21 protein-coding genes and 3 pseudogenes are annotated in these 24,518 nt (G+C 70.4%); 8 read left to right on the plus strand and 16 right to left on the minus strand.

Annotated elements, in window-relative coordinates; translation table 11 throughout:
- Positions 1-2: 2 nt before the first annotated feature.
- From AB0I77_RS12175 to AB0I77_RS12185, 3 genes are all read right to left on the minus strand, one after another.
- Entirely contained in the window at positions 3-188 is a 186-nt protein-coding gene (locus tag AB0I77_RS12175) for a hypothetical protein (protein WP_363282359.1), read from the minus strand.
- A 170-nt stretch (positions 189-358) separates the two neighbouring features.
- A complete protein-coding gene (locus AB0I77_RS12180) occupies positions 359-1,048 on the minus strand; it encodes a DUF899 domain-containing protein (protein ID WP_363282360.1) in 690 nt (229 codons plus the stop codon).
- Positions 1,049-1,142: 94 nt separating this feature from the next.
- Positions 1,143-2,504, minus strand: coding sequence for an amidohydrolase (locus AB0I77_RS12185; protein ID WP_363282361.1), 1,362 nt, complete (start codon positions 2,502-2,504; stop codon positions 1,143-1,145).
- A gap of 136 nt (positions 2,505-2,640) precedes the next feature.
- On the opposite strand from AB0I77_RS12185, the pseudogene AB0I77_RS12190 reads away from it, so the two are divergent.
- A pseudogene (locus AB0I77_RS12190) lies at positions 2,641-2,934 on the plus strand (hypothetical protein); the annotation flags it as partial.
- Here AB0I77_RS12190 and AB0I77_RS12195 read toward each other — a convergent pair.
- On the minus strand, positions 2,902-5,130 hold the full coding sequence (locus AB0I77_RS12195) for an FUSC family protein (RefSeq protein ID WP_363282362.1): 2,229 nt from the start codon (positions 5,128-5,130) through the stop codon (positions 2,902-2,904). The pseudogene AB0I77_RS12190 and the gene AB0I77_RS12195 overlap by 33 nt on opposite strands.
- 392 nt (positions 5,131-5,522) lie before the next feature.
- On the opposite strand from AB0I77_RS12195, the gene AB0I77_RS12200 reads away from it, so the two are divergent.
- From AB0I77_RS12200 to AB0I77_RS12210, 3 genes and pseudogenes are all read left to right on the plus strand, one after another.
- Positions 5,523-8,864 (plus strand): AAA domain-containing protein, encoded by a 3,342-nt coding sequence (locus AB0I77_RS12200; protein ID WP_363282363.1) that lies wholly within the window; start codon positions 5,523-5,525, stop codon positions 8,862-8,864.
- A 189-nt stretch (positions 8,865-9,053) separates the two neighbouring features.
- A pseudogene (locus AB0I77_RS12205) lies at positions 9,054-9,748 on the plus strand (helix-turn-helix transcriptional regulator); the annotation flags it as partial.
- Positions 9,745-9,891, plus strand: a pseudogene (locus AB0I77_RS12210) (DUF397 domain-containing protein); the annotation flags it as partial. The pseudogenes AB0I77_RS12205 and AB0I77_RS12210, both read left to right, overlap by 4 nt.
- Positions 9,892-9,905: 14 nt before the next feature.
- Here AB0I77_RS12210 and AB0I77_RS12215 read toward each other — a convergent pair.
- A complete protein-coding gene (locus tag AB0I77_RS12215; protein ID WP_363282364.1) occupies positions 9,906-10,682 on the minus strand; it encodes a nucleotidyltransferase domain-containing protein in 777 nt (258 codons plus the stop codon).
- A 159-nt stretch (positions 10,683-10,841) separates the two neighbouring features.
- On the opposite strand from AB0I77_RS12215, the gene AB0I77_RS12220 reads away from it, so the two are divergent.
- Positions 10,842-11,276: a Rid family hydrolase gene (locus tag AB0I77_RS12220; protein ID WP_363282365.1), complete on the plus strand. Its 435-nt coding sequence runs from the start codon at positions 10,842-10,844 to the stop codon at positions 11,274-11,276.
- Between the two features lie 59 nt (positions 11,277-11,335).
- Here the strand turns inward: AB0I77_RS12220 and AB0I77_RS12225 are convergent, their stop codons facing one another.
- A complete protein-coding gene (locus AB0I77_RS12225) occupies positions 11,336-12,055 on the minus strand; it encodes an aspartate/glutamate racemase family protein (protein WP_363282367.1) in 720 nt (239 codons plus the stop codon).
- A gap of 5 nt (positions 12,056-12,060) precedes the next feature.
- Complete coding sequence (locus AB0I77_RS12230) at positions 12,061-13,539, minus strand: NCS1 family nucleobase:cation symporter-1 (protein ID WP_363282368.1); 1,479 nt, start codon at positions 13,537-13,539, stop codon at positions 12,061-12,063.
- A 166-nt stretch (positions 13,540-13,705) separates the two neighbouring features.
- On the opposite strand from AB0I77_RS12230, the gene AB0I77_RS12235 reads away from it, so the two are divergent.
- A complete protein-coding gene (locus AB0I77_RS12235; RefSeq protein ID WP_363282370.1) occupies positions 13,706-14,371 on the plus strand; it encodes a GntR family transcriptional regulator in 666 nt (221 codons plus the stop codon).
- A 118-nt stretch (positions 14,372-14,489) separates the two neighbouring features.
- On the opposite strand, the gene AB0I77_RS12240 is transcribed toward AB0I77_RS12235, so the two are convergent.
- A complete protein-coding gene (locus AB0I77_RS12240) occupies positions 14,490-15,230 on the minus strand; it encodes a uracil-DNA glycosylase (RefSeq protein ID WP_363282371.1) in 741 nt (246 codons plus the stop codon).
- Between the two features lie 103 nt (positions 15,231-15,333).
- Here AB0I77_RS12240 and AB0I77_RS12245 point away from each other — a divergent pair, with 103 nt between their 5' ends.
- A complete protein-coding gene (locus AB0I77_RS12245; RefSeq protein ID WP_363282372.1) occupies positions 15,334-15,999 on the plus strand; it encodes an RNA-binding S4 domain-containing protein in 666 nt (221 codons plus the stop codon).
- Between the two features lie 81 nt (positions 16,000-16,080).
- Here AB0I77_RS12245 and AB0I77_RS12250 read toward each other — a convergent pair whose 3' ends face one another.
- From AB0I77_RS12250 to AB0I77_RS12260, 3 genes are all read right to left on the minus strand, one after another.
- Positions 16,081-16,545 carry a DoxX family protein gene (locus tag AB0I77_RS12250; RefSeq protein WP_363282373.1) on the minus strand — a complete coding sequence of 155 codons (465 nt, stop codon included), beginning with the start codon at positions 16,543-16,545 and terminating at the stop codon, positions 16,081-16,083.
- Between the two features lie 119 nt (positions 16,546-16,664).
- Positions 16,665-17,345, minus strand: coding sequence for a class I SAM-dependent methyltransferase (locus AB0I77_RS12255; RefSeq protein ID WP_363282374.1), 681 nt, complete (start codon positions 17,343-17,345; stop codon positions 16,665-16,667).
- A gap of 162 nt (positions 17,346-17,507) precedes the next feature.
- A complete protein-coding gene (locus AB0I77_RS12260; RefSeq protein WP_363282375.1) occupies positions 17,508-18,407 on the minus strand; it encodes an acyltransferase domain-containing protein in 900 nt (299 codons plus the stop codon).
- A gap of 68 nt (positions 18,408-18,475) precedes the next feature.
- On the opposite strand from AB0I77_RS12260, the gene AB0I77_RS12265 reads away from it, so the two are divergent.
- A complete protein-coding gene (locus AB0I77_RS12265; RefSeq protein ID WP_363282376.1) occupies positions 18,476-18,751 on the plus strand; it encodes a DUF6343 family protein in 276 nt (91 codons plus the stop codon).
- Between the two features lie 71 nt (positions 18,752-18,822).
- On the opposite strand, the gene AB0I77_RS12270 is transcribed toward AB0I77_RS12265, so the two are convergent.
- The 5 genes from AB0I77_RS12270 to rpsA all read right to left on the minus strand — a co-directional run bounded on the left by AB0I77_RS12270 (position 18,823) and on the right by rpsA (position 24,353).
- Positions 18,823-19,203, minus strand: a complete 381-nt coding sequence (locus tag AB0I77_RS12270) for a tetratricopeptide repeat protein (RefSeq protein ID WP_363282377.1) — start codon at positions 19,201-19,203, stop codon at positions 18,823-18,825.
- Between the two features lie 50 nt (positions 19,204-19,253).
- Positions 19,254-19,883 (minus strand): dephospho-CoA kinase, encoded by a 630-nt coding sequence (coaE, locus tag AB0I77_RS12275; protein ID WP_363282378.1) that lies wholly within the window; start codon positions 19,881-19,883, stop codon positions 19,254-19,256.
- A 106-nt stretch (positions 19,884-19,989) separates the two neighbouring features.
- Entirely contained in the window at positions 19,990-20,928 is a 939-nt protein-coding gene (locus AB0I77_RS12280; protein ID WP_363282380.1) for a PAC2 family protein, read from the minus strand.
- A gap of 123 nt (positions 20,929-21,051) precedes the next feature.
- Positions 21,052-22,659, minus strand: coding sequence for an NAD(P)/FAD-dependent oxidoreductase (locus tag AB0I77_RS12285; RefSeq protein ID WP_363282381.1), 1,608 nt, complete (start codon positions 22,657-22,659; stop codon positions 21,052-21,054).
- A 182-nt stretch (positions 22,660-22,841) separates the two neighbouring features.
- Complete coding sequence (rpsA, locus tag AB0I77_RS12290) at positions 22,842-24,353, minus strand: 30S ribosomal protein S1 (protein WP_363282382.1); 1,512 nt, start codon at positions 24,351-24,353, stop codon at positions 22,842-22,844.
- Between the last annotated feature and the right edge of the window lie 165 nt (positions 24,354-24,518).

The raw sequence follows: 24,518 nt of genomic DNA on the forward strand, positions 1-24,518 counted from the left end.
CGTCACGCCGCGGCGTCCGCGGCTGCCTCCCCGCTGCGGACGATCACCAGGAACATGTCCGTCGCGAGGTCCATGACGACCTCCGCGGGCAGGCCCTCCAGACGCCGAGCCGTCGCGAACTCCTCCGCCGGCCAGGATCCGCGCGGCCCGCCGGCGGGAAAGCGCTCAAGCACCGTTCGCCCGTTCACCCTGTTACCTCCATGTGGCGCTGCACTCGTCGATGAGTACTCACTGAGTTAAACGCCAACCATGGGGTGAACGCCTCGCGAAGTGACGGTACTGAGACGTAGTTGACACTCGTTCACCCGTTGAGTGTGAGGAGGCTCTCAGCTTTCAGGGGTTTTGGTCACTCTCCGCGTCAGTCCTCGTACTCGTCGTGATAAAGGACGCGCTCGCTGCCCGCAGGCGCACCAAGAGCCGACGCGCGCCCCTTGGGTTCCTCCCACTCCTCCTGCCGGCCCAGCGCGGTGAGGTCCAGCAGGCTGGTGGTCGAGCCGAGCCCGTCCAGACCGCGTTCGTACGTCGAGTAGGTGTGGAAGACCCGGTCGCGGTCCCGCAGGAAGCAGCTGACGCCCGGCCGCTCGACGAGCTCCCCCTCGTGTTCCAGCGTCACCTGGAAGTCGTGGTTGAAGTCGCTCGCGTACGACGAGTACCAGGGCACCGTCCAGCCCATCCGCGCCTTGAACGGCAGGATCTTCGTGTACGGCGCCCGGGACACGGCGGCGAACGTCGTCCCCCGTGCGTTCAGATGGGCGAGGTGCCCGATCTGGTCCAGGAAGCCCGAGCAGCTGCGGCAGCCCGCGTTCCACTCAGGCGCGAACATGAAGTGGTGGACGACGAGCTGGAGACGTCCCTCGAAGAGGTCGAGCAGCGTGGTCTTCCCGTCGCCGCCCTCGAACACGTACTCCGTGTCGACCTCGACCATGGGCAGCCTGCGCCGCTCGGCATTGAGCACGTCCCGCGCGCGCGTGACCGCCTTCTCCTTGAGCAGCAGCTCCTCACGCGCCGCACGCCACTGCGCACGCGAGACGATCTCCGGAAGCGACATGGGCCCCTCCTGTGTGACGGTCCGTTATGGGTGGTGACCGACGGGCGGGGCGGAACTCATCGCTGTCCCGGAAGATCTCTTCGCGGACGGCGGCTCAGGTGTCGTACTCCTGGATGCGCCTGCCGTGGCCGCGGTCGACGAGTGCGGGCAGCCGCTCGCCCAACTCCCCCACCACCGCGGGCACATCGATGGTCAGCAGCTCGCGGTCGCGCATCAGGATCCGCCCGTCGACGATCGTCGTGCGGACGTCGGAAGATCGGGCGCTGTGCACGAGGGTCGCGGCGAGGTCGTGGACGGGCTGGGTGTGCGGGCCGGTGAGGTCGACGAGGACGAGGTCGGCTCGCCGGCCCGGCGCGATGGAGCCGACGGCGTCGCCGAGGCCGACCGCGCGGGCGCTCTGCAGCATGGCGTGGTGCAGCGCTTGACGGGACGTCAGCCAGCGCGGGTCGCCCGTCGTGGACTTCTGGACCAGGGCGGTGAGCGCCATCGACTCCCATACGTCGAGGGAGTTGTTGGAGGCGGCGCCGTCCGTGGCGAGTCCGACGGGGATGCCGATGTCGTGCAGGGCGCGGAGGGGTGTGGTGGTGGGCCAGGCGAACTTGAGGTATCCGCGGGGCGCGGTGGCGACGGCCGTACGACCGCCCGCCCGCTGGAGGACGGGCAGGTCGCGGTCGAGGATGCCGGTGCCGTGCGCGATGAGGACGTCGGTGTCCAGGATCCCGGTGCGCTCCAGGACGTCGATCGGCGTGACGCCGTGCCGGGCGAGGCTGGTGTCGGCCTGGTCGCGGTTCTCGGAGGCGTGGATGTGCACGGGCAGGCCGTGGTCGCGGGCGAGTTCGGCGGTGGCGGCGAGGTCGGCGTCGTCCACGGTGTAGGGGGCGTGCGGGGCGAGGGCGGTGGTGATGCGGCCGTCGGCGCCACCACGGTGCCGTAGTGCGAACTCCACGGATTTCTCCCGGCCTTGGGGACCCTGCGAGGAGAAGTAGGCCTCCCCCAGGTGGGCGCGGATGCCGCACTCGGCGACGACGGCGGCGACCGCGTCCATGGAGAAGTAGTGGTCCGCGAAGCAGGTGACCCCGCCACGGATCATCTCGGCGCAGGCGAGCCGGGCCCCCAACTCGACGTCCTTCTCGGTGAGGTTGGACTCGACGGGCCAGACGACGTCGTTGAACCACTCCTCGGTCGGCAGGTCCTCGGCGAGTCCGCGCAGGGCCACCATCGGCGCGTGCGTATGGCAGTTGATGAGCCCGGGCAGCGCGACCTGGCCGCGCGCGTCGAGGCGTTCGGCGGCGGGCAGGTCCACGACCGCGGCGGCGGTCGTCACGGACTCGACGACTCCGTCCCGTACGACGATCGCGGCGTCCTCCTCGAACCCGATGGACCCGATCCGCTCCTGATCGTCGTGCACGAGGACGGTGCAGCCGGTGATGACGAGATCGGCGGGGGGCTGGGGCACGGGCGGCTCAGTCACGGGAGAGCGAGTCATCCCGCCAACGTACGACGGGGTCGTCGGGTGGCGTGAGCCGAACCGCGCATCCCCTCGCGGCTCTGTCGGGGGGCGGCCGGCGCGGGCACCCTGGATTGTGCCTGATCCGCCGGACAGGCCCTACTCGCGCGTCAACTCCGGGCGCCGCGAGCTGATCGACCACATCCTGGTGAGCCACCGCCTGATCCACCGGGTGACACAGGCGGGGACGGGGCTGCCGGGCGGCGGGACACCGCGGCTGCCGTCGGTGGGGACGGATCCGGCGGAGCGGCGGGGGGCGGCGGGGTCGGCGGGGTCGGATCACGCGCCGGTGTGGGTGCGGGTGGGACAGGTCCGGGCCCCCATGGGGACCGGGCAGCTCGGCGGGCTACACGGCGAGGGGCAGTTCGGGCAGCCGTAGCCCCACGCGCTCGCGTTCCTTGGCGAGTTCGTCCAGCAGTTCGTTGAGCCGCTCGGTGTGCCGACGCGTGAGCCGGCCGGAGTCGTCGAGGTGCACGGCGCACGCGGTGGTCGTGTCGACGAGCCGTTCGAGGAGGACGACGACCTCGTCCGCTCCTTCCGAATGCCGGGCCAGCGCGGGGAGTTCGGCCGCGGCGAGGGCGATGGCGGTACGGGCCTCGGCGAGGGTGCGGTAGGCCTCCCGGCGGAGGGTCCAGCGGACGGCGCGGGCGTCGGAGGCAGAGGCGAAACCGGTGCGGGTGCCGGTGCCGGAGCTGGAGCTGGTGCCGGAGGCGGAGGCGGAGTTGGTGCCGGAGCTGGTGCCGGAGGCGGAGGCGGAGTTGGTGCCGGAGGCGGAGGCGGAGTTGGTGCCGGAGCCGGAGCTGATGCCGGAGCCTGAGCCGGAGGCGAAACCAGAGCCGGAGCCTGAGCCGGAGGCGAAACCGGTGCGGGTGCCGGAGCCGGAGGCGAAACCGGTGCCGGTGCCGGTGCCGGCGCTGGCGCTGGTGCTGGTGCTGGTGCTGGTGCTGGTGCTGGTGCCGGCCCCGGCGCCGGTGCCGATGTTGACGCCGGTGCGCAGGACATAGCCGTCGGATTCGCGCAGGACGTGTGCGAGGTAGGCGTGCGCGGCGCCGCTCGCCGCGGCGAGCCGGGCGCGGACGCCCCCGCCCCGCTGCCCCGGCATCGGCAGATGCCCCACGATCAGCACGATCGCGCAGGCCAGCAGGGTCTCGCCGATACGGCCGGCGGAGGCCTGCGGCTCACCTCCCACCATCACCAGGGCCAGGACGAGGACGGTGACGACGGCGGTCTGGGCCGCGAAGTGCCGGGTGGCGACGGGGATGAGGGCGCCACTGAGGGCCACGAGCGCGATGAGCCCCTCCGGCCGGGGCAGGACGGTGGCGAACCCGGCGAAGACAAGGGCCCCCAGCACGGTCCCGGCGGCACGGCACAGCACGCGCGAGACGAGCGGCCCGAGGTCGGGCTTGACGAGGAAAACGGCGGTGGCGGGCAGCCAGTACCAGTGCTCGTGCTGCCCGTACCAGCGGGTGTGGTGCAGCGCCTGGGCGACGGCCGCGCTGGCCCCGAAGCAGAGGGCGACGCGCAGCCCGTACTCGCGCCCGCCGGTCCCGAAGACCGAGCGGAGCACATCCCTGGCCGCACGCGGACGGGTGTGCAGGTCGCTCGCGTTGCCCCGGTCGAAGGCCTCGGCGGCGTGCAGGAGTGCGTCGTCGAGGGCGCGCAGTCCGGGCGCGGAGCGGGCGGGAGCGGGCAGTGGCCCGGTGTGGCTGCCCCCGCGCACGGCGTCGGCGAGCCGCCGCGGCCCCTCGGACGCCCGCCCGGAGACCACCTCTCCCGCCCAGGCGAGCGCGGTCGCTGCCTCGGCGAGCGGCAGCGCGGCGGCGTACTGCGCGTGCAGCCGCCGCTCCGCCGCGGAGCTGGCGTACCGCCGCAGCCGGGGCCCGGCGAGGGCGTCCTGCGCGTGATCGAGCGCGGCGGTGAGCGCGGCGCGCCGGGAGGTGGCCTGCGGGGTGCCCGCTGCGTCGAGAAGCTCCGCCACGGCGTCGTAGACGGCGGCGACGGCGGCCCGCTCCCCGTCGAACCGGAAGTCACCGGCCCGGAAGTCCCCGGCGAAGGCACCGGGCGTGGGAAGGACCAGCCGCAGCCCGAGCAACCACCCGGCCCCCGCGACGAAGGCGAGAGCGCGCAGCCACCCCGGCTCGGGCAACGGCATCCCGGCCCCGATCGCGGAGGCGACGAGCAACTGCGTACCGGCCCCGGAGGCGACGGGCCCGACAGCGCTGACACTCCCGGCGACCAGCCCGACCAGCGTGAGCAGCAAGGTCAGCGTCACCGCCCCGACATGCTCCCCGGCATACGTCCCGAGGAGCAGCCCACCCGCCCCCGCGAGCGCGGGCACCCCGAGCCGCCGGACGGAGGCCCGCCGGCTGCCGGGCCGGTCGTTGATCCCGGCGAGCATGGCGGCGATGGCGGCGACGACACCGAGGTGCGTACGCCCGACAAGGACGGCGACAAGGAGTAGCGGCCCGGCCGACAGAGCCCCCCGCACGACCGCGTTCCAGGGCACGGGCCCGCGCTGGGCACGCAGGGTGTGGGCAAGCCAGGGCGGAAGGGTCAGGGCGGCGGGGCGTGACACGGGGCTCCTGTCGTCTGTGCGAGGCGGGGGTGTGCCTTCGGGCGACGGTGGCCGGGCTGTGGGCTGTGTGTCCACGGTAGATCGCGTTCTTGGAGGCGATGGAACCGTCGTATTTCAGAGATGTGACGGTTCGCGGGAGGGGTGGGTTCTTTATGAACGCAATCGCGATGAACGCAATCGCGCCAATGCATCGATGCGCTCTGGACATCCCATGCTCCGCAAACCGATCATGCTCATCTCACGGGGAGCGGGGAGTGGGGGAGCGGGGAGAGCGGGGAGGCCGCATGGCGCGCTGGCTCGAAGAGATGACACAGGCCGTCTCACGTCTCTTCGGCGACCGGACCGCTGCCTCATCCTCTTCTGCCGAGGGGAAGTTCAAGTACCACGGCGATGTGAGCCACCTCGAAGACGGCTGGTACGCCCTGCCCACCTACGAGCGGTCGGTCAACCCCGATGACCTGACAGACCTCTGTCTGGCACCTCGGACCGCCTCGCCGGGCACCGACGGCACGAGCTACCGGGTGATCTCGTACACGGTGGAGCCGGAGCGTCTGAAACTCCAGGTCGGCGCACACGCGCCGAGGACCGGGCTCGGGCTGTGGGCGATCGGCCGTCCACCTGACTTTCTGGAGAGGTCCCTCCACGAGGCGCTGACCGCGATGGGTGACCCCGGCCTCGCGGAGCGCCTTGTCACCGGCCGTCTCGACCCGGTCGCTCCACCCACCAGCACCGCGTGTGAAGGAGTGCTCCAGGGAGCACAGGCGCAGGCCTATCTGGCCTGCACCACCCCGGGCGTCCGGATGGTCTGGGGCCCGCCGGGCACCGGCAAGACGACCGTCCTCAAGCGTGCGCTGGACGATCTGGTGACCAGGGGCAAACGGGTGCTTCTGGTCTCCGGTACGAACATCGCCGTGGACAACGCGCTCGAGGGTGCCGTCCGGACCAGGGCAGGCCTGAAGCCCGGGGAGATGGTCAGGGTCGGCACGGCCCATCTGGCTTCCGTGGCCGAGGACGCGCGGGTGTCGCTGCCGTTGCTGGTGCGTGCGCGCTTGGAGGAGACCGAGAGCAGGCGTGCCGCAGCCGAGGCCGAGCTGATCGAGCTCACGAACTCGCCTCTGCTCACCCGGCTCCGCGACCTCGGCCACCTCCTTTCCGGCTATGACCCCGATGCCTACCGCCAGGCTCGGCAGCGGCTGGCGAACGGCCGTCTTCTCGACGAACTCGCCGAGAAGACCGAGGACATACGAACGGCGGTGACCGCCGCCGCAGATGTCCACGACCGTTGTGCCGCCGTCACGCGCCAGCGCCTGGAGGCGCTGGAGGCCCTTGCCCCGCAGCGAGCGCTGCTCGACGAGGCGGCGCGGCTGCGGAGTGTCCTCGACGGCATGGAGAGCGAGACCCTTCAAGCCCAGTCCGCTGCCCGCAGCGCCGAGCGCCGGCTGAGTGAGGCCCGACTCGAACTCGGCGCACTGGAGCAGGAGAAGGGTCTACGTGCCCGGCGCCGCACCAAGGCGCGTCGCAATGAGCTCGGCCGACTGGTCTCGGCCCTGGACACCGACTGGCAGCAGGTCGGCGCCTCGGCATCCCAGGCGGTGGCGCAGTACGAGCGGCAGCACAGCCTCCTTCAGCCGCAGATCCAGGCGGCGCGCGCGGCCGCCCGCCCTGTCGACGAGGCCCGGGTGGCACGCCACATTGACGCCGTGGAACTGGCGCGCAAGGAGGAAGGCAACGCGCTCACGCGGCTGTCGGCCGAGAAACGCGAGCTGGCAGGGGCGGCCGCCGAACTCGCCACGGCCCAGGAGCGGTACCCGCGCCCCTCACCGGACGACCGGGCCACGGTCGACGCGGCGGGGCGAGCGGGTCTGCCCGGACTCGACGAGGAGAGGCGGAGGCTGACGCGGGAGGCCGAGCCGTTCGTCGAGCAGTGCCGAGGCCTGGAGCGGCGCCATGAGCAACTCCTCAAGGAACTGGACCGGTTGCGGGCACGGGCCGAGCCGGACATCATCCGCGGGGCCCGTGTCGTGGCGACCACTCTGGCCCGGACGCGCATCCACAAGACGGTGGCCGAGGGACCCTACGACGTGGTCCTGGTGGACGAGGCAGCGGCAGCGGCGCTGCCGGACATCGTCGTGGCAGTCGCCAAGGCCGAGGAAACAGCCGTACTGCTGGGCGACTTCTGCCAGTTGGGTGCCGTCAAGCACAAGCGGACACCCAAGGAGGAGCACCTCGCCCGCTGGCTGACGCGCGACTGCTTCGAACTCGTGGGCATCCGTACACCGGACGAGGCCCGGGCACACCACGGTTGCGCGGCGCTGCTGACCACGCACCGCTTCGGCCCGGACGTGACGGAGCTGGTCAACCGCATCGCATACGGCAGCGATCGCGCGGACGGTCCGCGGCTCGTGTCCGCAGTGGCCGCACGGGATCGAGACACGGATCCCGAGATCGTGTTGATCACCACGGATCAGCTCGACGACGGCGGACTCGGTCTCGTCCGTACGCCCAGGAAGGGAACGGGCCGCTGGTGGACCGTGGGCAGCGTGATCGCGCAGGCGCTGGCCGAGCGCCACCGTGACCAGGGTGAGTCCGTGGGCATCGTGACTCCTTACAAGGCACAAGCGGACATCACTCATGACTGGCTGGCCGATCAGGACAGCCTGAACCGCTCACCGGCGGTCGAGGTGGGTACGGCCCACCGCTTCCAGGGACGCGAGTTCGACGTGGTGGTCCTCGACCTCGTCGAGGACGGTCGGCGTCCCGGCTGGACCGTCAAGGGGCGGATGGACGACGCCGACGCCTTCAATCGGGACGGCGCCCGTTTGTTCAACGTCGGGGCGACCAGGGCCAGGCGACGCGTTTACATCATCGCTTCCTGGGCCGCCATATCCCGCGCGGATCACGGCACGGTCCTCGCTCATGTGCGCGAGCTGGCCACGCCCGGCCCGGAGCGGCGCGTCCTGGGCGTACGGGCGGCCCAGTTGCTGGGCCTCGACGAGCTGGACGTGCCCGAGGAGTTCACGCCTGTCCAGCACGAGATCTGGCAGGCGTTCGACGGCCATGTGCGATGGGACGCGATCTACGACGAACACAGTTACTTCCCCGCCGCACTCGAAGCGATCGACAGTGCCCGGCACACCGTGTGGCTGTGGGCACCGTGGTACTACAAGCGCCTGTGGGAGGTCCTCCCCCATCTGCACGCGGCGCGTCAACGGGGCGTACACGTCGTCGTGTTCGTGGTCGAGGACTCCGACAAGGGGCTGCGGCAGCAACTGCACGATCCCCGGACCGCGCAGGACGCCCAGCGGCGGCTGCCCGAACTGATCGCGGCCGTGAGCCGGGTGGTCCGTATCCGCACCATGCACCAGAAGATCCTGGTCGTGGACGACCGGACGACCTTCCTCGGCAGCCTCAACACCCTTTCCACTCCCACGGGAGGCGGCGCGCGGCGCGAGGTCATGGTCCGCTTCCGCGGCTCCCGCTTCGCCCGTTCCCTCCTGGAGCACGAGCACGCCGAGGAGTTCTCGCGCCCGGTGCGCTGTCCCAAGTGCCACGTCGACATGGAGCTCAGGAAATACAGCGCCAAGGGCAAGGGCAACGGCAAGTCGCACTACTGGGCGTGGGCCTGTCCGGAACGGCGGCCCGACCCCACGTCGGGCACGAACAAGGCGTGCGGTGCGCTCCGCGAGGTGTACGGCGAGGACGCTGTGCTGGTGCCGAGGGGGCGTCGCGTCTGACCGGCGGCTCGCACGGGAAGGAGCGAACTCGGCGCGCACCGTCTTGAAACGCTTGAGCACCGGCTCACCGGCGTGTACCGCGTACGCTGCGGCAGCGTACGCGGTCACGCACTGGACAGTATCGGTGACGGTTCGTAACCATGAGCAGGTTCGATGTGTGCAGCGGGGCGGGTGCGCAGGAGGTTGCCGATGGTGGCGGACAGCACGATGGGGACGGGCACGGGCGGCGAGCCCGAGTCCTCGGACAGTCTGCGGACGTTCGGGGCGGTGGTCCAGGCGTTGCGGGAGCACGCGGGACTGAGCCGGGCGGAGTTGGGTGATCTGGTCCGCTACTCCAAACACACCGTGGCCTCTGTGGAGTTGGGACGGCGGATGCCGGATCCGGCGTTCGTTGAGCGGGCGGATGAGGCGTTGGGGAACTTCGGGGCGTTGCTCAAGGCTGCGCCTTATCTCGTGCGACGACCGGGGATTGCGGCGTGGTTCAGGCAATGGGCGAGGCTGGAGGAGACGGCGATCAGCCTGTACTCGTACGAATGCCGCGTGGTGCCTGGCCTCTTGCAGACCGAGGCGTATGCACGGGCCATGTCACTGAGCGTGCCGCCGATTCCGGACGAGGAGGAGCTCAACGAGCGGGTTACGGCGCGGCTGGCCCGGCAGGAGCTCGAGGAGGCGGTGCTGAAGCGGGGCACGGGCGGGGAGGAGGTCATGCGGGAGCAACTGGATCACTTGCTGGATGTGATCGACCGGCACTGGAATGTGGAGGTGCAGGTCATGCCGTTGTGGGCGCCCGTGCATGCGGGGCTGGGCGGGCTGATTCGGTTGCTGGAGACACCGGACAAGAGATCAGCCTCCTCCAGCAGCGGTATGCGAAACTGCGCTCGCAGGCTCGCAGGGCGACGACTGCGTGGAGGTCGCCCTCACGCCTGCCACGGTCCACGTCCGGGACTCGAAGGACGAGCAGAGCCCGCAACTCGCTCTCTCTCCCGCGACCTGGACCGACTTCGTCTCGTACGCCGCTCAAGGCTGACGCATGCCGGCGGACTACCGCCTTTCCCACAGTGCCTCGGCCTCGGTGACCGACCGCCCCAGCCCCTCGCGGTCCCTCCCAAGGCTCGCGACGACGTCGTCAACGCCCCGCAGCCCTGCCCGCTCCAGCAACCGCTTCTCGTTCGTCACCCACTCCCCCCGAGCCGCGAGCACACCGTGCGCGGCCTGCACGGCAGCCGTGGCGATAGCGCCGGCGACCTCCGTGAGACGGCCTGCCGGGGCGTGGTTGGCCCTGGCGTACGCGAGGGTGGCGAGGGCGGTTCCCCGCCAGCGCTCGGCTGCGGAGACGCGAAGCTTCTCGGGATAGCCGGCCGGGCACGGGAGTTCACCCCGCAGCACCCGGTTGATCGCCAACTCCGCGACCACCAAGTAGCTGGGAATCCCCGCGAGGTGGAAGAGCAGCGGTTCCACCCGGAAGCGCCCCTCCTCCGCCTCCGCCAACTCCCGCTCGACCACGTCGAGATCCCGGTAGTGCACGTCCACCCGCCGCCCGTCGATCGTCAGCCACGCACCCCCGTTGAACACCCCGCCACCCCAGCCGCCGACCTCGGAGACCTCGCCCTCCCAGCCGAGGGCGCGGAGGTCGGCGGGGTCGAAGGGGCCGCGGTAATAGACGGCCAGGTCCCAGTCACTGTCGGGCTGGTGGGTGCCCTGTGCACGGGAGCCTCCGAGGGCAACGGCCTGGACGGTGGGGAGGGCGGCGAGGCGATCGGCGGTGGCGTCGAGGAAGTCGGGGTCGGGGAGGGAGGGGGTGGTGGTGTGGGAGGACATGAGTGCAGCGTAGGCAGCCGTGTGTCGTAGCTCTACGCAATTGTGTCCGAGCCTCGCTGAACACAGGTCTCGTGAGGCGGGCCCGGGGAATTCGGATGCGGGCAAGGCTCGATGCCCGGATGATCGGCGGGTTGCCCGCCACCCGCCCCAGGAGCCGTCATGATCCAGCGTGTCACCGCCCCCTCCCTCTTCCCGCCGCCCACTTACTCCCACGCCTCCGTCGTCGAGGCCGGCACGAAGCTCGCCTTCCTGGCCGGGGCCGTCCCCCTGGACGCCGAGGGGCAGTTGGTCGGCGAAGGAGATCCGGTGCGGCAGGCCGAGCAGGTGCTCGCGAACCTTGGTGAGCAACTGCGCGTCGTCGGCAGTGGCTTGGGGGACGTCGTGACGACCGACGTGTATGTCGTGAGCGGTGAACCCGCGGTGCTCTCCGCCGTGTGGGACGTCGTCGAGGCGTCCGGACTCAGCGCCGGCCCGCACTCGTCGACGCTCCTCGGTGTGGCCTGCCTCGGATATCCGGGGCAGTTGGTGGAGATCACGGCAACGGCAGTCATCCCGGACAGCGAAAAGGATGTGCGGTACGTACGGCAGCCGTAGGCATCCTCATCACCCTGAGACCCGAGCCTTGAGACCCGAGCCTTGAGACCCGGTCACCCTCACCCCGCCGGCCGCCCCCACACCCGCCCCTTCGGCACCGGCTTCGCGTAGCTCCCCGCCCGGCTCGTCGTCAGTCCCAGCGCGACCAGGGATTCCGCGAGCTTCACCGCCCCCGCGACCCCGTCGACGACCGGAAGCCCCAGCTTCTCCCCCACGGCCCGCTGTAACCCGGTCATCCCGGCGCAGCCCAGTACCAGCACCTCGGCCCCGGCGCGACAGGCCTGCTCGGCGGCCGTCAGGAACGCCGCCTCCGTACGGTCCGCGTCGCCCAGGTCGAGGACGCTCAGCCCCGTCCCGACCACCGCCGCGCAGTTGCGGCCCACCCCCGCCAGCTCCAGGCTGTCCTCGATCTGGCCGCACGACCGCTCCAGAGTCGTCACCACGCCGTATCGCCGCCCGAGCAGGCACGCCAGGTGGGCCGCGGCCTCGGTGATGTCGACGACGGGTACGTCCACCAGCTCCCGCACGCCTTCGCGTCCGTGCTCCCCGAAGCCGGCCATGACCACGGCGTCGTACGGCGGCCCCTCGTAGGTCCGCAGCAGGTCGAGGACCGCCGCGGCCGACAGGTAGCTGTCGAGCCAGCCCTCCGCCGACTCGGGTCCCCAGGCCGGGGTCAGCCCGGTCACGGTGGTGCCCGGGCCTGCCGCGGCCCGGGCACCTCGTACGATCTCTTCGGTCATCTCCTGCGTGGTGTTGCAGTTGGTGACGACGATCCGCACGTCTCTCAGACCTCCACGGGCTTCTCGGCGACGGCCGCGGCGCCGGCCGTGCGCTCGGCGCGGCACAGCGCCACGTACAGCCCGGCGGCCAGCGCCGTGCCGATGAACCAGGAGTACGGCGCGACATCGCTGAACGCCTTCACCAGCGCGAGCACCGCCGCGACCGCCGCCGCCGGCAGGAACGCCCACAGCGCCTTGGGGTTGACGCCCTTGCGGTAGTGGTAGCGGGAGCCGGGCTGGGCGTTGAACAGTTCGTCCACGTCGATGCGGCCGCGCTTGACCCAGTAGTAGTCGACCATGATCACGCCGAACAGCGGGCCGAGGAAGGCACCGAGGCCGCCGAGGAAGTAGTTGACCACCGTGGGGTTGGAGAAGAGGTTCCACGGGGTCACCAGCAGCGCCACCACCGTGCTGATCATGCCGCCGATCTTGAAGGTGATCTTCTGCGGCCAGACGTTGGCCAGGTCGTACGCCGGTGAGACGAAGTTGGCGACGATGTTGACGCCCATGGTGGCGATGGCGAAGGTCAGCGCGCCCAGCACCAGCACCCAGGTGTTGCCGATCTCGGCGACGAGGTAGGCGGGGTCGGTGATCTCCTTGCCGAACACCTCGTACGCGCCCGCCGTGACGATGACCGACACGATCACGAAGGCCGTCGAGTTGACCGGCAGGCCCCAGAAGTTGCCGCGCCGGACGGTCTTGTAGCCGGGCGCGAAGCGGGAGAAGTCGCAGAAGTTGAGCATCAGCGTGCCGTAGGTGGCGAGGATCAGGCCGACCGCGCCGAACCACTGGCGCCACTGCTCACCGACGGAGACCGGGTGAGGGGTGGAGGTGAGCGAGATGGTCCAGCCCGCCTTGGCCAGGATCCAGACGGCCAGCGCGATCATCACGACCCAGATGGCCGGGCCGCAGAAGTCCTGGAACTTCCGGATGGATTCCATGCCCTGGCTCATGATCGCCGCCTGGACCAGCCACAGCGCCACGAACGACACCCAGCCGAGCGCGTCGAGTCCGAGGAACGAGTTGTGCGTCCAGGACTCCAGGCCGGGCCAGGCCGCCAGCAGCATCACGTTGACGGCGACGGAGGCGAGGTACGTCTGGATGCCGTACCACATGATGGCGATGACGGCCCTGATCAGGGCGGGGATGTTGGCTCCCCAGACGCCGAAGGCGATACGGCTGACGACCGGGAAGGGGACGCCGGTGCGCTGCCCGATGCGGCCCATCATGTTCATCCCGATGTAGATGATCACGAAGCCGACGAGCAGCGAGGTGAAGACCTGCCAGACGTTCATGCCGAGGAAGAGCAGGCCCGCCGCGAAGGTGTAGTTGCCGAGGTTGTGGACGTCGGACATCCACATGGCGAAGAGGTCGAAGACCTTCCAGTTGCGCTTGCCCGCGGGCGCGAGGTCTTCGTTGGTAAGCCGGGGGTCGGGGACGAACGCTGCTGTGCCGGTGGCTTCGGCACGGTCGGCGAGGGACACGGGGAGCCTCCATGAGCAACCAGGGGACGGAGGAGGAGGAGGAGGAGGAGGAGGAGCGCGTTTGGTATACCAAACTGCGGTCATGCTCCTCCCGTCAACCGTTCCGGCCGATGTCGCTGTTGTTAACGCTCCGTAAAACACCCCGGGAGTCGGCGAAGATGGGCCCATGAGCTCCATCACGAAGATCGAACCCCTCGGCGCGGTGCGCGAGCGCGTACTGGCGACCCTGCGACAGGAGATCATCGCGGGCCGCCTCCGCCCCGGCGACCGGCTGGTCGAGCGGGAGCTGGCCGAGCGCTTCGGGGTCTCCCGGGTACCGGTCCGCGAGGCGATCCGCGCCCTCGTCGCCGAGGGATTCGTCCACTTCGAGACCCCGCGCCGCACGGTCGTGCGCCGGCTCACCCCGAACGACGTCAAGGAGCTCTTCGAGCTGCGCGAGGCGCTGGAGGTCTACGCCGCCGGACTCGCCGCGGCCAACGCGACTCCCGAGGACCTGGCCGAGGTCGAGGATCTCCTGGCCCTCGCGGCCACCGCGACCGAGGCGGGGGACGCGGAGGCGATCACCGACATCAACAGCCGCCTCCACGACCGCATCGTGGCCATGGCGGGCAACAGCCTGCTGATCGCCGCCCTGGAACCGGTCGCCGGCCGCCTGCGCTGGATGACCCGGCGCAACGAGGAATGGCCCCAACTCCTCGTGGAACACCGCGAGTTGTACGAGGCCATCGCTTCCGGCGACCCGGAGCGGGCGCGGGCGCATGCGCTCGCCCACGTGCGGACCAACTACCGTTCGACGGTACGGCAGTTGTTCGGCGAGGCCGAGCCTGCCTGAACGTCTCCGGCGGGCCACGTACTTGTGCCCGGAGGTTCCCCTACGACCCTGTGCCCGGCAGGTCTCCCTACGACCTTGACCTGCCTGTCTCCCTACGACCTTGTGGCCTGGGGTCTCCCTACGACGATGCCGGCAGCCCCGCCGCCCGCGCCGCCGTCCGCAGTACGTCCCGCAGCATCGCGGGCGTGAGCCGGCCGGTGAAGGTGTTGCGCTGGCTGACGTGGAAGCAGCCGAAGAGGTCGAGTCCGTCGAGCGACACCTGTGCGCCGTGCGCGAAAGCGGGGCGCGGCCGGGGCACACTCCAGCCCGCCTGGGCGAACGCGGGCAGCGCGGCCTGCCAGCCGAAGGCGCCGAGCACGACCACGGCCCGCAGCGTCGGCCGCAGCAGGTTCAGCTCCTGGACGAGCCAGGGCCGGCAGGTGTCCCGCTCCTCGGGGGTGGGCTTGTTGGCGGGCGGAGCGCAGTGCACGGGTGAGGTGACGCGTACGCCGTGCAGTTCCAGGCCGTCGTCGGCATGGACCGAGGTGGGCTGCGAGGCGAGTCCGACGTCGTACAGCGCCTCGTACAGGACATCTCCGGAGCGGTCGCCGGTGAACGTCCGGCCGGTGCGGTTCCCGCCGTGCGCGGCCGGGGCGAGGCCGACGATCAGCAGACGGGCGTCCGGCGGTCCGAACCCGGGCACCGGCCGGCCCCAGTACGTCCAGTCGGCGAAGGCGGCACGCTTGGTACGGGCCACCTCCTCGCGCCAGTCGACCAGCCGCGGACAGGCCCGGCAGCCCGCGATCCGCTCGTCCAGGCCGGCGAGGCCTACCTGGCCGACCTCGCCGGCATCGCCGACATGCCCGCTGGTGGTGTCCATGCCTCCACCGTACGGAAGGCTACGGAAGGGCCGGACTCGCCCGGTGCCGGGCGGCCCGGAAATCCCCGCCCGGCCTGCCCGGCATGGGCATAGGGTCGGAGGCATGGCTGTGGAGCACGCGGACGAGGACAAGACAGGCGGGACGGGCGGGACGGCCAGTACGGGCAGTACGGCCAGTACGGCCAGCACGGCCAGGACCAGCGATCCCGCCGGTTCCGACACCGCCGGGACCCGCGCGGAACGGACCGGCGCGGAACGGTCCCACGCGGAACGGACCGAAGCCGAGGGGACCGGCCGAGAGGCCGACCCCAAGGGCCCGGATCCCGACCCCAAGATCGCCGCTGCGGTGGCCGCCGCCGAGGCGGCCGGCGTGAAGAACGGCGAGACCGTACGCCTCGACAGCTGGATCTGGGCGGTCCGGCTGGTCAAGACCCGTTCCATGGGAGCCACCGCCTGCCGGGGCGGCCATGTACGGGTGAACGGCGAGCGAGTGAAGCCCGCCTACTCCGTGCGCATCGGCGACGAGGTGCGGGTACGGCAGGAGGGCCGGGAGCGGGTCGTCATCGTCAAGCGCCTGATCCGCAAGCGGGTCGGCGCCCCGGTCGCCGCGCAGTGTTACGTCGACAACAGCCCGCCACCCCCGCCCCGCGAGGCCGTCGCCCCCGCCGGTATCCGCGACCGCGGCCTGGGCCGCCCGACCAAGCGCGACCGCCGCGAGATGGAACGCCTGCGGGGGCTCATGGGAGGAAGCCGCCCGGAGGAACGCTGATCGCGCGGACGCGGGTGACGGCGGTGGCGCCCGGGGCGAAGAGCCGGCCCGGACACCACCGCCGTCACCCGCGCGGCACGGTCACGCCCCTCGTCGCACCAGCCGCAGCAGCCGAGCGTTGTGGTCCCGCCGCACCCAGGCGATCAGGGCGAGGGGCACGATCAGGATCAGCGGTGTCGCCGCGTTCTCTCCGTCGAAGGAGGTGAGGACGACGACGAACGCGCCCACCATCAGCGCACTGAGCGCCATCGCCGCCACCGACTGCAGCACCGGGATCAACAGCGCGACGCCTCCGGCCAGTTCGAGGGCGCCGATCGTGTACATCCCCGCGCTGCCCCAGCCGATCGTGTCGAAGGCCTCGACGGCCGAGGAGTGCGCGATCAGCTTGGGCAGCGCGCTCGCGATCACGAAGAAGAGGGCGAGCACCACCTGGAGAGTGCGCAGCGCTATCCGGGCGCGGCGACCGCGGGCGCTGCTGGACTCGGCGACGACGGGGCGGAAGGCGGCGGAAGAGGCGGAGCCGACGGGGACGGTGTTCTCGGACATGAGGGTCTCCTGTGCGAAGCGGTCCGGGGTGCTTTCACAGAGGTAGACCGATGCTCCCTCCCAAACTCATCGCCGCCCCGACAACTCGCCGCCCGACAACTCGCTTGCTCCGGCCCGTTCTAGGCCACGGGAACGGCCCGCACCCAGACTCGGTCCTCCGTGAGATACCGGTCCACCCGCAGCCCCGCCTCCGCCAGCGCCTCCTCGAACTGCTCCTTCGTCAGCGGACGGGCCAGGAACGTCTGGGTCCAGGTCGCGTCCGGGAACTCGTACTCCGCGCGCACCGAGTTGACGCCGTCTCCCACCGGCTCCGCCGACACGATCCGCACGGTGTAGCCGCTCGTGTCGACGTGCTCGCGCGGCAGGTCGGTGTGGTAGTCCTCGCCCTCGCGCTGGATGAGCACGCAGCCGTCCTCCGCGACGTGCCGTGCACACGTGCTCAGCAGTGCCTGCCGCTCCTGGACGTCGCCGGTGTGCACGAGGAACGACGCGAGCATCACCACGTCGAACCTCTCGCCGAGGTCGAGGTCCTCGATCGTGCTGCGTATCGTGCGCGCTCCGCGGACGCGCTCCAGCATCTCGGCGGACTCGTCCACCGCCGTGACCGTGAACCCCCGCTCCACCAGCGCGTGGGTCATGCGCCCCACGCCGCAGCCCAGTTCCAGGATGCGCGCGCCCGCCGGAACGGCCGCGGCGATGATCTCCGGTGCGTCCCCCACGGACAGCCGTGAATAGACCTCGACAGCGCAGCCGTCCGGCGTGATCGGCCCGGGTCCCGTCCCCTGATGTCCCACTCGCATTTTCAGCTCCATGCCCGTCCAACGGACCGCCCGCGCCCGCCCGTTCCCACTCGCCCCCGGTTCACCCGTCCGAGTTACGGCAGAACCAGCCATGGCTACAGCGGGAACCAGCCGTGGGCTACAGCGGGAGCCGGCCGTGGCTACAGCAGTAGTCGGCCATGGTCACAGCGGGAACCAGCCGTGCCCGATGTACCAGTGGCCGCCGGCCCGCAGATGGTCACCGACGGCCCGCTCCACGCGCGTGCGCCGCGGCAGGCGCTCGATCGGCAGCTCCGGGTCTCCGAACACGAACTGGACCGGTTCCGTGTCTGACGGCTCCGTGTCCTCACGGGCGACCCGGAAGCGCTCCTGGAACCGGATGACGTTGGATTCCTCGGGCAGGTACCGCTTCAGTTGGGGGTCGAGCAGCCAGGAGTGGCAGAGGACGGCCCGGTACCTCTCCTCGGGGTAGTGCCGCATGAAGAACTCGCGGGCCAGCGCCAGCGAGCGGTCGCAGGCGGCCGGTGACAGCGGGCCGAGGAAGTCGGGGATGTGCAGGTTCAGACAGGGCGTGCCGGGGGCTACGTCCAGCCCGGCCTCCGCGAGCACCCGCGCCGTACGCTCCCCGTGCCGCGCCCGCTCGAACTGCAGCCGGCCCAACTGGTACAGCTCGCCCCGGAAATGGTGGGTGAGCCACCGCGGGGCCTGCACCCCTGCCCTGCCGTGGCGTCTGCGGTACACGGCCATGTTCCGCCCGAGGTCGGCGAGGGTGAGCCGGGAGACATCGGCAGGGATGCCACGCGCCTGGTGGTAGGCGCGGATGTGGGGCAGCGCCGCCACGAACACGTACGCGGGGAAGCAGCGCCGCATGGCGCCCGCGGCCCAATCGAGATCGGGCAGGTCGATCATGCCGCGCGGCTCCCCCATGCCCCGGACGAGCTCCTCCACGGCGCTCTCCAGGCACCGCAGCAACTCCGGGTCGTCGGTCACCCGTCTGCCCATCCGTACGAGTTCGTTGATGTCTTCGTGCGGCACCGCCAGGTCGAGGAGCACCTCGGCCAGCTCATCGGCATCGGGAAGCACGCGCTGAACCTCCTCTGCGGACCGTTTGGAGGGCGTCCACACCGAAGAGTACGTTGCAAGCAGGAGTAGTGATCAGGGTGCGTACGGGCAGTGAACCGAGGACCGCGCGCAGTGCACTGCGTGTGCGTTTCTGGCTGAGCATGTGGGGGCTGGTCTGGGCGGTCTTCGGCACCGTCGCCTTCGCCCTCGCCGGGCGCCCCGGGTGGGCGACCGCCTGCGGGGTGCTGCTGCTGGTGGTCGGCGTCGACATGGCCCTGATCCTGCGGCACATCCATCAGGGTCCGCACTACCAGCCGGGCCCCGACGTCCCGCCGTACCGGCCCCCGGAGACGCGCCGCCGCTGAGGACCTGTCCGGCCGGGCTCACGGGACGAGCTGCCTTCGGCTCACGAGACGAAGCGTGCTGTGGCTTCGGCTCACGACTCGAAGCGCGCCGCCTTCAGGAACTCCGGCTTCGGATCCAGCGCGGCCGCCAGGCGGAAATGGCGCCGGGCCTCGTCGGGCCGGCCCTGGCGTTCGTAGGTCCGGGCGAGCGCGAAGTGGGCGAACGCGTTGTCCGGCTCCCGCTCCAGGACGATGGTGAATTCCAGCTCGGCGGGCCTCAGTTGCGCGGCGGCGAAGAAGGACCGCGCGCGCAGCAGCCGTGCGGCGGTGTTCTCGGGATGCGCGGCGACGACCGAGTCGAGCAGCTTCACCGCGCCCCGCGGGTCCCGCGCGGCGAGCAGCTGCTCGGCGGCGCGGAAGTCGATGACATGCGTCTCCGGAGTACGTCCGGTCGATCCGCTGATCTCGGGCACGGCAAAGTCCTTCCCTCACTCGAAGAGTTCAACGCCCGGACCGGGGGCCGCTATTCCTGGGATGCCCGAGGCGGTTCCTGGGGCGCGTGGGCTCGGCGCACGAGATCGGCCCATACCTCCCGCACGCGCCGCCGCAGCTCTTCCAGGGGTACGTCGTTGTCGATGACGATGTCCGCGATCTCCAGGCGCTTCTCGCGTGTCGCCTGGGCGGCCATACGCGCGCGGGCGTCCTGCTCGGTCATGCCGCGCAGCCTGACGAGCCGGTCCAGCTGGGTCTCGGGGCTCGCGTCGACGACGACCACGACGTCGTACAGCGAGGCGAGAGCGTTCTCCGCCAGGAGCGGGACGTCGTGGACGACCACGGCGTCCTCGGCGGCGGCGGATTCGAGCTCACGGGAGCGGGCGCCCACCAAGGGGTGCACGATCGAGTTCAGGACGGCGAGCTTTGCAGGGTCGGCGAAGACGATCGAGCCGAGTCTGGGCCGGTCCAGGCTGCCGTCGGCGGCGAGGACCTCCGTACCGAAGGCCTCGACGACCGCGGCGAGGCCGGGCGTCCCCGGCGCGACGACCTCACGCGCGATGCGGTCCGCGTCGATCAGCACGGCACCGCACTCGACGAGCAGCCGCGACACCTCGCTCTTGCCGGCACCGATCCCACCGGTCAGGCCCACTTTCAGCATGGGCCGAAGCTTAGGGCCTGCCACCGACAACGCACCCTGCGGGAGCCAGGAAGCCCCCCGGCACGAGCCGGGGGAAGCCTCCACCCGGCGGAAGCCGGGCGAAGCCCTAGCCGTCGCCCTCCCGCTCCGCCAGGAACCGCTCGAACTCGAGCCCGATCTCGTCCGCCGACGGGATCTCGACGGGCTCGGCGAGCATGTTGCCCCGGGTCTCGGCGCCCGCGGCGGCGTCGTACTGGTGCTCGAGCCCCTGGACGAGCGCGACGAGTTCCTCGTCGCCCTCCTGGATCTGCCGGTCGATCTCGGTCTGCGTGCGGTGGGCGTCCGTGCGCAGGGAGTGCGCGATCCCGGGCAGGACCAGTCCGGTCGCCCCCGTGATGGCCTCCAGGACGGTCAGCGCCGCGTCCGGGTACGGAGAGCGGGCGATGTAGTGCGGCACGTGCGCGGCGACGCCCAGGACGTCGTGTCCGGCCTCCATGAGGCGGTATTCGACCAGGGACTCGGCGCTGCCGGGCACCTGGGCCTCCTCGAAGGGGCTGCGGTGGCCGGGGACGAGATCGTTGCGGTTGCCGTGCGGGGTGAGGCCCACCGGGCGGGTGTGCGGCACGCCCATGGGGATGCCGCTGAAGCTCACCGAGAGGCGGACGCCGAGGCGCTCCACGATCTGCTGGACGGCCGCGGCGAAGCGTTCCCACTCCACGTCCGGCTCGGGGCCGGACAGCAGCAGGAAGGGCGCTCCGGTGGCGTCCTGGACGAGCCGCACCTCGAGGGTGGGCTCCTCGTAGTCGTCCCAGCGGTCGCGCTTGAACGTCAGCAACGGACGGCGGGCACGGTAGTCCACCAGCCGGTCGTGATCGAACCGGGCGACGACTTGGTGGGGCAGCGAGTCGAGCAGCCGGTCGACGATCTGGTCGCCGGTCTCGCCCGCGTCGATGTATCCGTCGAAGTGGTAGAGCATGACAAGACCGGCCGACTCCTGGGCGAGCGCCATGTCGACCACGGCGAGGCCCTTCGGCTCCCATGCGTACAAACCCTGCGGATCAAGCACTGTGACCGCTCCTCCTCGTGTTCGTACTGCACAACGCGGTGCGGGACGTGGGCATTCCCGGCCCACGCCCCTGATCAGCCACCTCTCACTGGCTCTTCATGCGTCACACCGAAGCGTCACCGGTCACGACGCCAGCACGCGCGCGTGGACCGCGGTCACCGCCTTGCGCGCGGAGGTGAACGCCCCGTGCTGCCAGGCATCCGTGTAGCTGAGCCAGTCGCCGGCGAAGTAGACCCGCCCGGTGGGTTCGTTCAGCGGCTTGTAGCGGACGTCGTCGGGGCCGCCGGGCGTGTCGTGCCAGGCGGCTTCGAAGTGGGGTGTCTGGCGCCAGTGGTGCGAGAAGGAGGAGGCGAGTTCGGTGCGGTACTTCTCGCCGAAGATCTTCACGCCCGCGGCCACCGCCCGCTCCTCGCGCCCCTTGAGGCTGAGCTTGGCGTAGCTCTCCGCGTCGTCGTCGTAGTTGTAGTAGCCGATCACGACGCCGCGTTCGCCGTGGAAGCCGTACGACGGGTGCCAGATGTGGGTGACGTCCTGGTCGGTCTCGGTGATGCCGCCGTAGATGCGGTGATCGAGCTCCCACCAGCGGGACCTGTACTCCAGGCCGATCTTCGCCGCGGACGACGGTGTGATCGCCTTCAGCGCGCCTTGCACGTCGGAGCCCAGGTTGTGCGGCACCTTGGCGAGGATGTTGGGCGGCAGCGCGGCGACGCAGTAGTCGGCGTCGACGACCTTCGTACGGCCGCCCTGGGTGTACGTGACCAAGACGCCGCTCCCGGTGTCGGTGATCTTCGAAACCGCCGCCCCGGTCCGCACACGGCGGGCGCCGATCGCCCGCGTGAGCGCCTTCGGTATCTGGTCCATGCCACCGACCGGCTGGAACATCAGCATGGCCTGGTCGAAGCCGAACTCGAAGGAGAAGTAGCGTCCGACGCCGCTGGCGAAGACCTCGGAGGCGGCGGGGATGTCACCGAGCATCACGCCGGGCGTCCCAGCCGCGGCGGGCACCGCGGAGTATCCGCGCCGCTCCCCGCCCTCGTACGTCAGCTTGTCGCCGAGTTCACCCCAGTCCTGGAGGAACTCGACGAGCTGCTCCTGGTCACTGGCCGTCAACTCCTTGTCGAGCGCGCCCTTGTCGGTGGCCTTGGCGAGCAACTCGGAGACATAGCCGTAGACATCGGCCTTCGCGGTGCGATAGCGCATGGGCTTCGTCATTCCGGCCGACTCGTTGTAGATGTACGCGTCGGCGTTGACGTTGGTGAACGCCTCGATGGGGACGCCGAGTTCACGGCAGTAGTCGAGGGTGACCATCCACTGCGGGATGCGTGCGGGGCCGGCGTTCATGTAGTGGCCGGCGGCGAATCGGGCGGTCTGCGTGTTGCCGTAGAGGTCGGTCGTGGTGTCGCCGCCGCGCACGGTGAAGTTGCGGCCGCCGGTGCGGTCTCTGGCTTCCAGGACCGTACAGTCGTAGCCCGCCTTGCCGAGTTCGTACGCGGTGGTCAGCCCGGCGATGCCGCCGCCGATGACGACCACCTTGGCGGCGCCGCGCCCGGTGAGCGTGAAGTCGCTCGCGCCCAGGGCGCGGAAGGGCTGTTCGCGCTGGGCGGCCTGGGCGGTGGGGGCGAGTCCGAGGGCTCCCATGGTGGCGAACATGGTGCCGGCGCCGCTGGTGAGACCGACGTTGCGCAGGAACGCCCGCCGATTGGTGCCCGGGCCGCTCTGAGTCCGTGCCATGTGTCCGGCTCCCCTCTCCGATCATGAATGACCGGGGAAGCCTCCCAATGGCCGGTTACGACCCATCGATTACTCGTGTAACCCACACGTTTCTACAACTGTGTATCCCACACGTTTCTACAACGCCGAAGGCCCGCATCCCCAGGATGCGGGCCTTCGATTCAAGCGTTACCGCTCAGTGATCAGCTCTGGCCGCCGGCCAGCTTCTCACGCAGTGCTGCCAGCGCCTCGTCCGAGGCCAGCGCACCGGAGTTGTCCGCACCCTCGGAGGAGTACGAACCGCCGCCGCCACCACCGGACGCGGCCGGAGCCGCACCCACGGTTTCGCCGCCACCCTCGGCAGCGGCCTTCTCGTCCGCCTCGCGGGACTTGATGACCTGCTGCTGGTGCTGCTCGAAGCGGGTCTGCGCCTCGGCGTACTGGTGCTCCCAAGCCTCGCGCTGGGTCTCGTAGCCCTCGAGCCAGTCGTTGGTCTCGGGGTCGAAGCCCTCGGGGTAGATGTAGTTGCCCTGGTCGTCGTACGACGCGGCCATGCCGTACAGCGTCGGGTCGAACTCGACCGAGGCCGGGTCGGCACCGAAGGACTCGTTGGCCTGCTTCAGCGAGAGGCTGATGCGACGGCGCTCGAGGTCGATGTCGATGACCTTGACGAAGATCTCGTCGTTGACCTGGACGACCTGCTCCGGGATCTCCACGTGGCGCTCGGCCAGCTCGGAGATGTGGACCAGACCCTCGATGCCCTCGTCCACGCGGACGAACGCACCGAACGGAACCAGCTTCGTGACCTTGCCGGGCACGACCTGGCCGATCTGGTGGGTCCGGGCGAACTGCTGCCACGGGTCTTCCTGGGTCGCCTTCAGCGACAGGGAGACACGCTCGCGGTCCATGTCGACGTCGAGAACCTCGACGGTGACTTCCTGGCCGACCTCGACAACCTCGGACGGGTGGTCGATGTGCTTCCAGGAAAGCTCGGAGACATGGACCAGACCGTCGACGCCACCCAGGTCCACGAACGCACCGAAGTTGACGATCGAAGAGACGACGCCGGAGCGGACCTGGCCCTTCTGCAGGGTGGTGAGGAACGTCTGGCGCACCTCGGACTGGGTCTGCTCGAGCCAGGCGCGGCGGGACAGGACCACGTTGTTGCGGTTCTTGTCCAGCTCGATGATCTTCGCCTCGAGCTCCTTGCCCACGTAGGGCTGGAGGTCGCGGACACGGCGCATCTCGACGAGAGAAGCCGGCAGGAAGCCACGGAGGCCGATGTCGAGGATGAGTCCACCCTTGACGACCTCGATGACGGTACCGGTGACGATCCCGTCCTCTTCCTTGATCTTCTCGATGGTGCCCCAGGCACGCTCGTACTGGGCGCGCTTCTTCGAGAGGATCAGGCGGCCTTCCTTGTCCTCCTTCTGAAGGACAAGGGCCTCGATCTCGTCACCGACGGCGACGACCTCGTTCGGGTCGACGTCGTGCTTGATCGAGAGCTCGCGGCTCGGGATCACACCTTCGGTCTTGTAACCGATGTCGAGCAGGACCTCGTCCCGGTCGACCTTCACGATGACGCCGTCGACGATGTCGCCGTCGTTGAAGTACTTGATCGTCTCGTCGATCGCGGCGAGGAAAGCTTCCTCGTTACCGATGTCGTTGACCGCTACCTGCGGGGTGGTGGCGGTGGTCTCGGTGCTGCTCGTCATGTGGGAAAGGGCTCCGGTACGGACATTGAAGTCGTAGGTACTGCTTTACGCCGGGAGCCCGTTTCGCTCTGCAGAAGCCGGACAGCCAAGGAAGCGCCGCACAAACCTGGTGGGCGCCTCGACAACCGAGGGGACATACATACAGATGCGAGCGCAGCCTGCTAC

Source organism: Streptomyces sp. NPDC050619 (genome assembly GCF_040654815.1).
Lineage (GTDB): Bacteria > Actinomycetota > Actinomycetes > Streptomycetales > Streptomycetaceae > Streptomyces.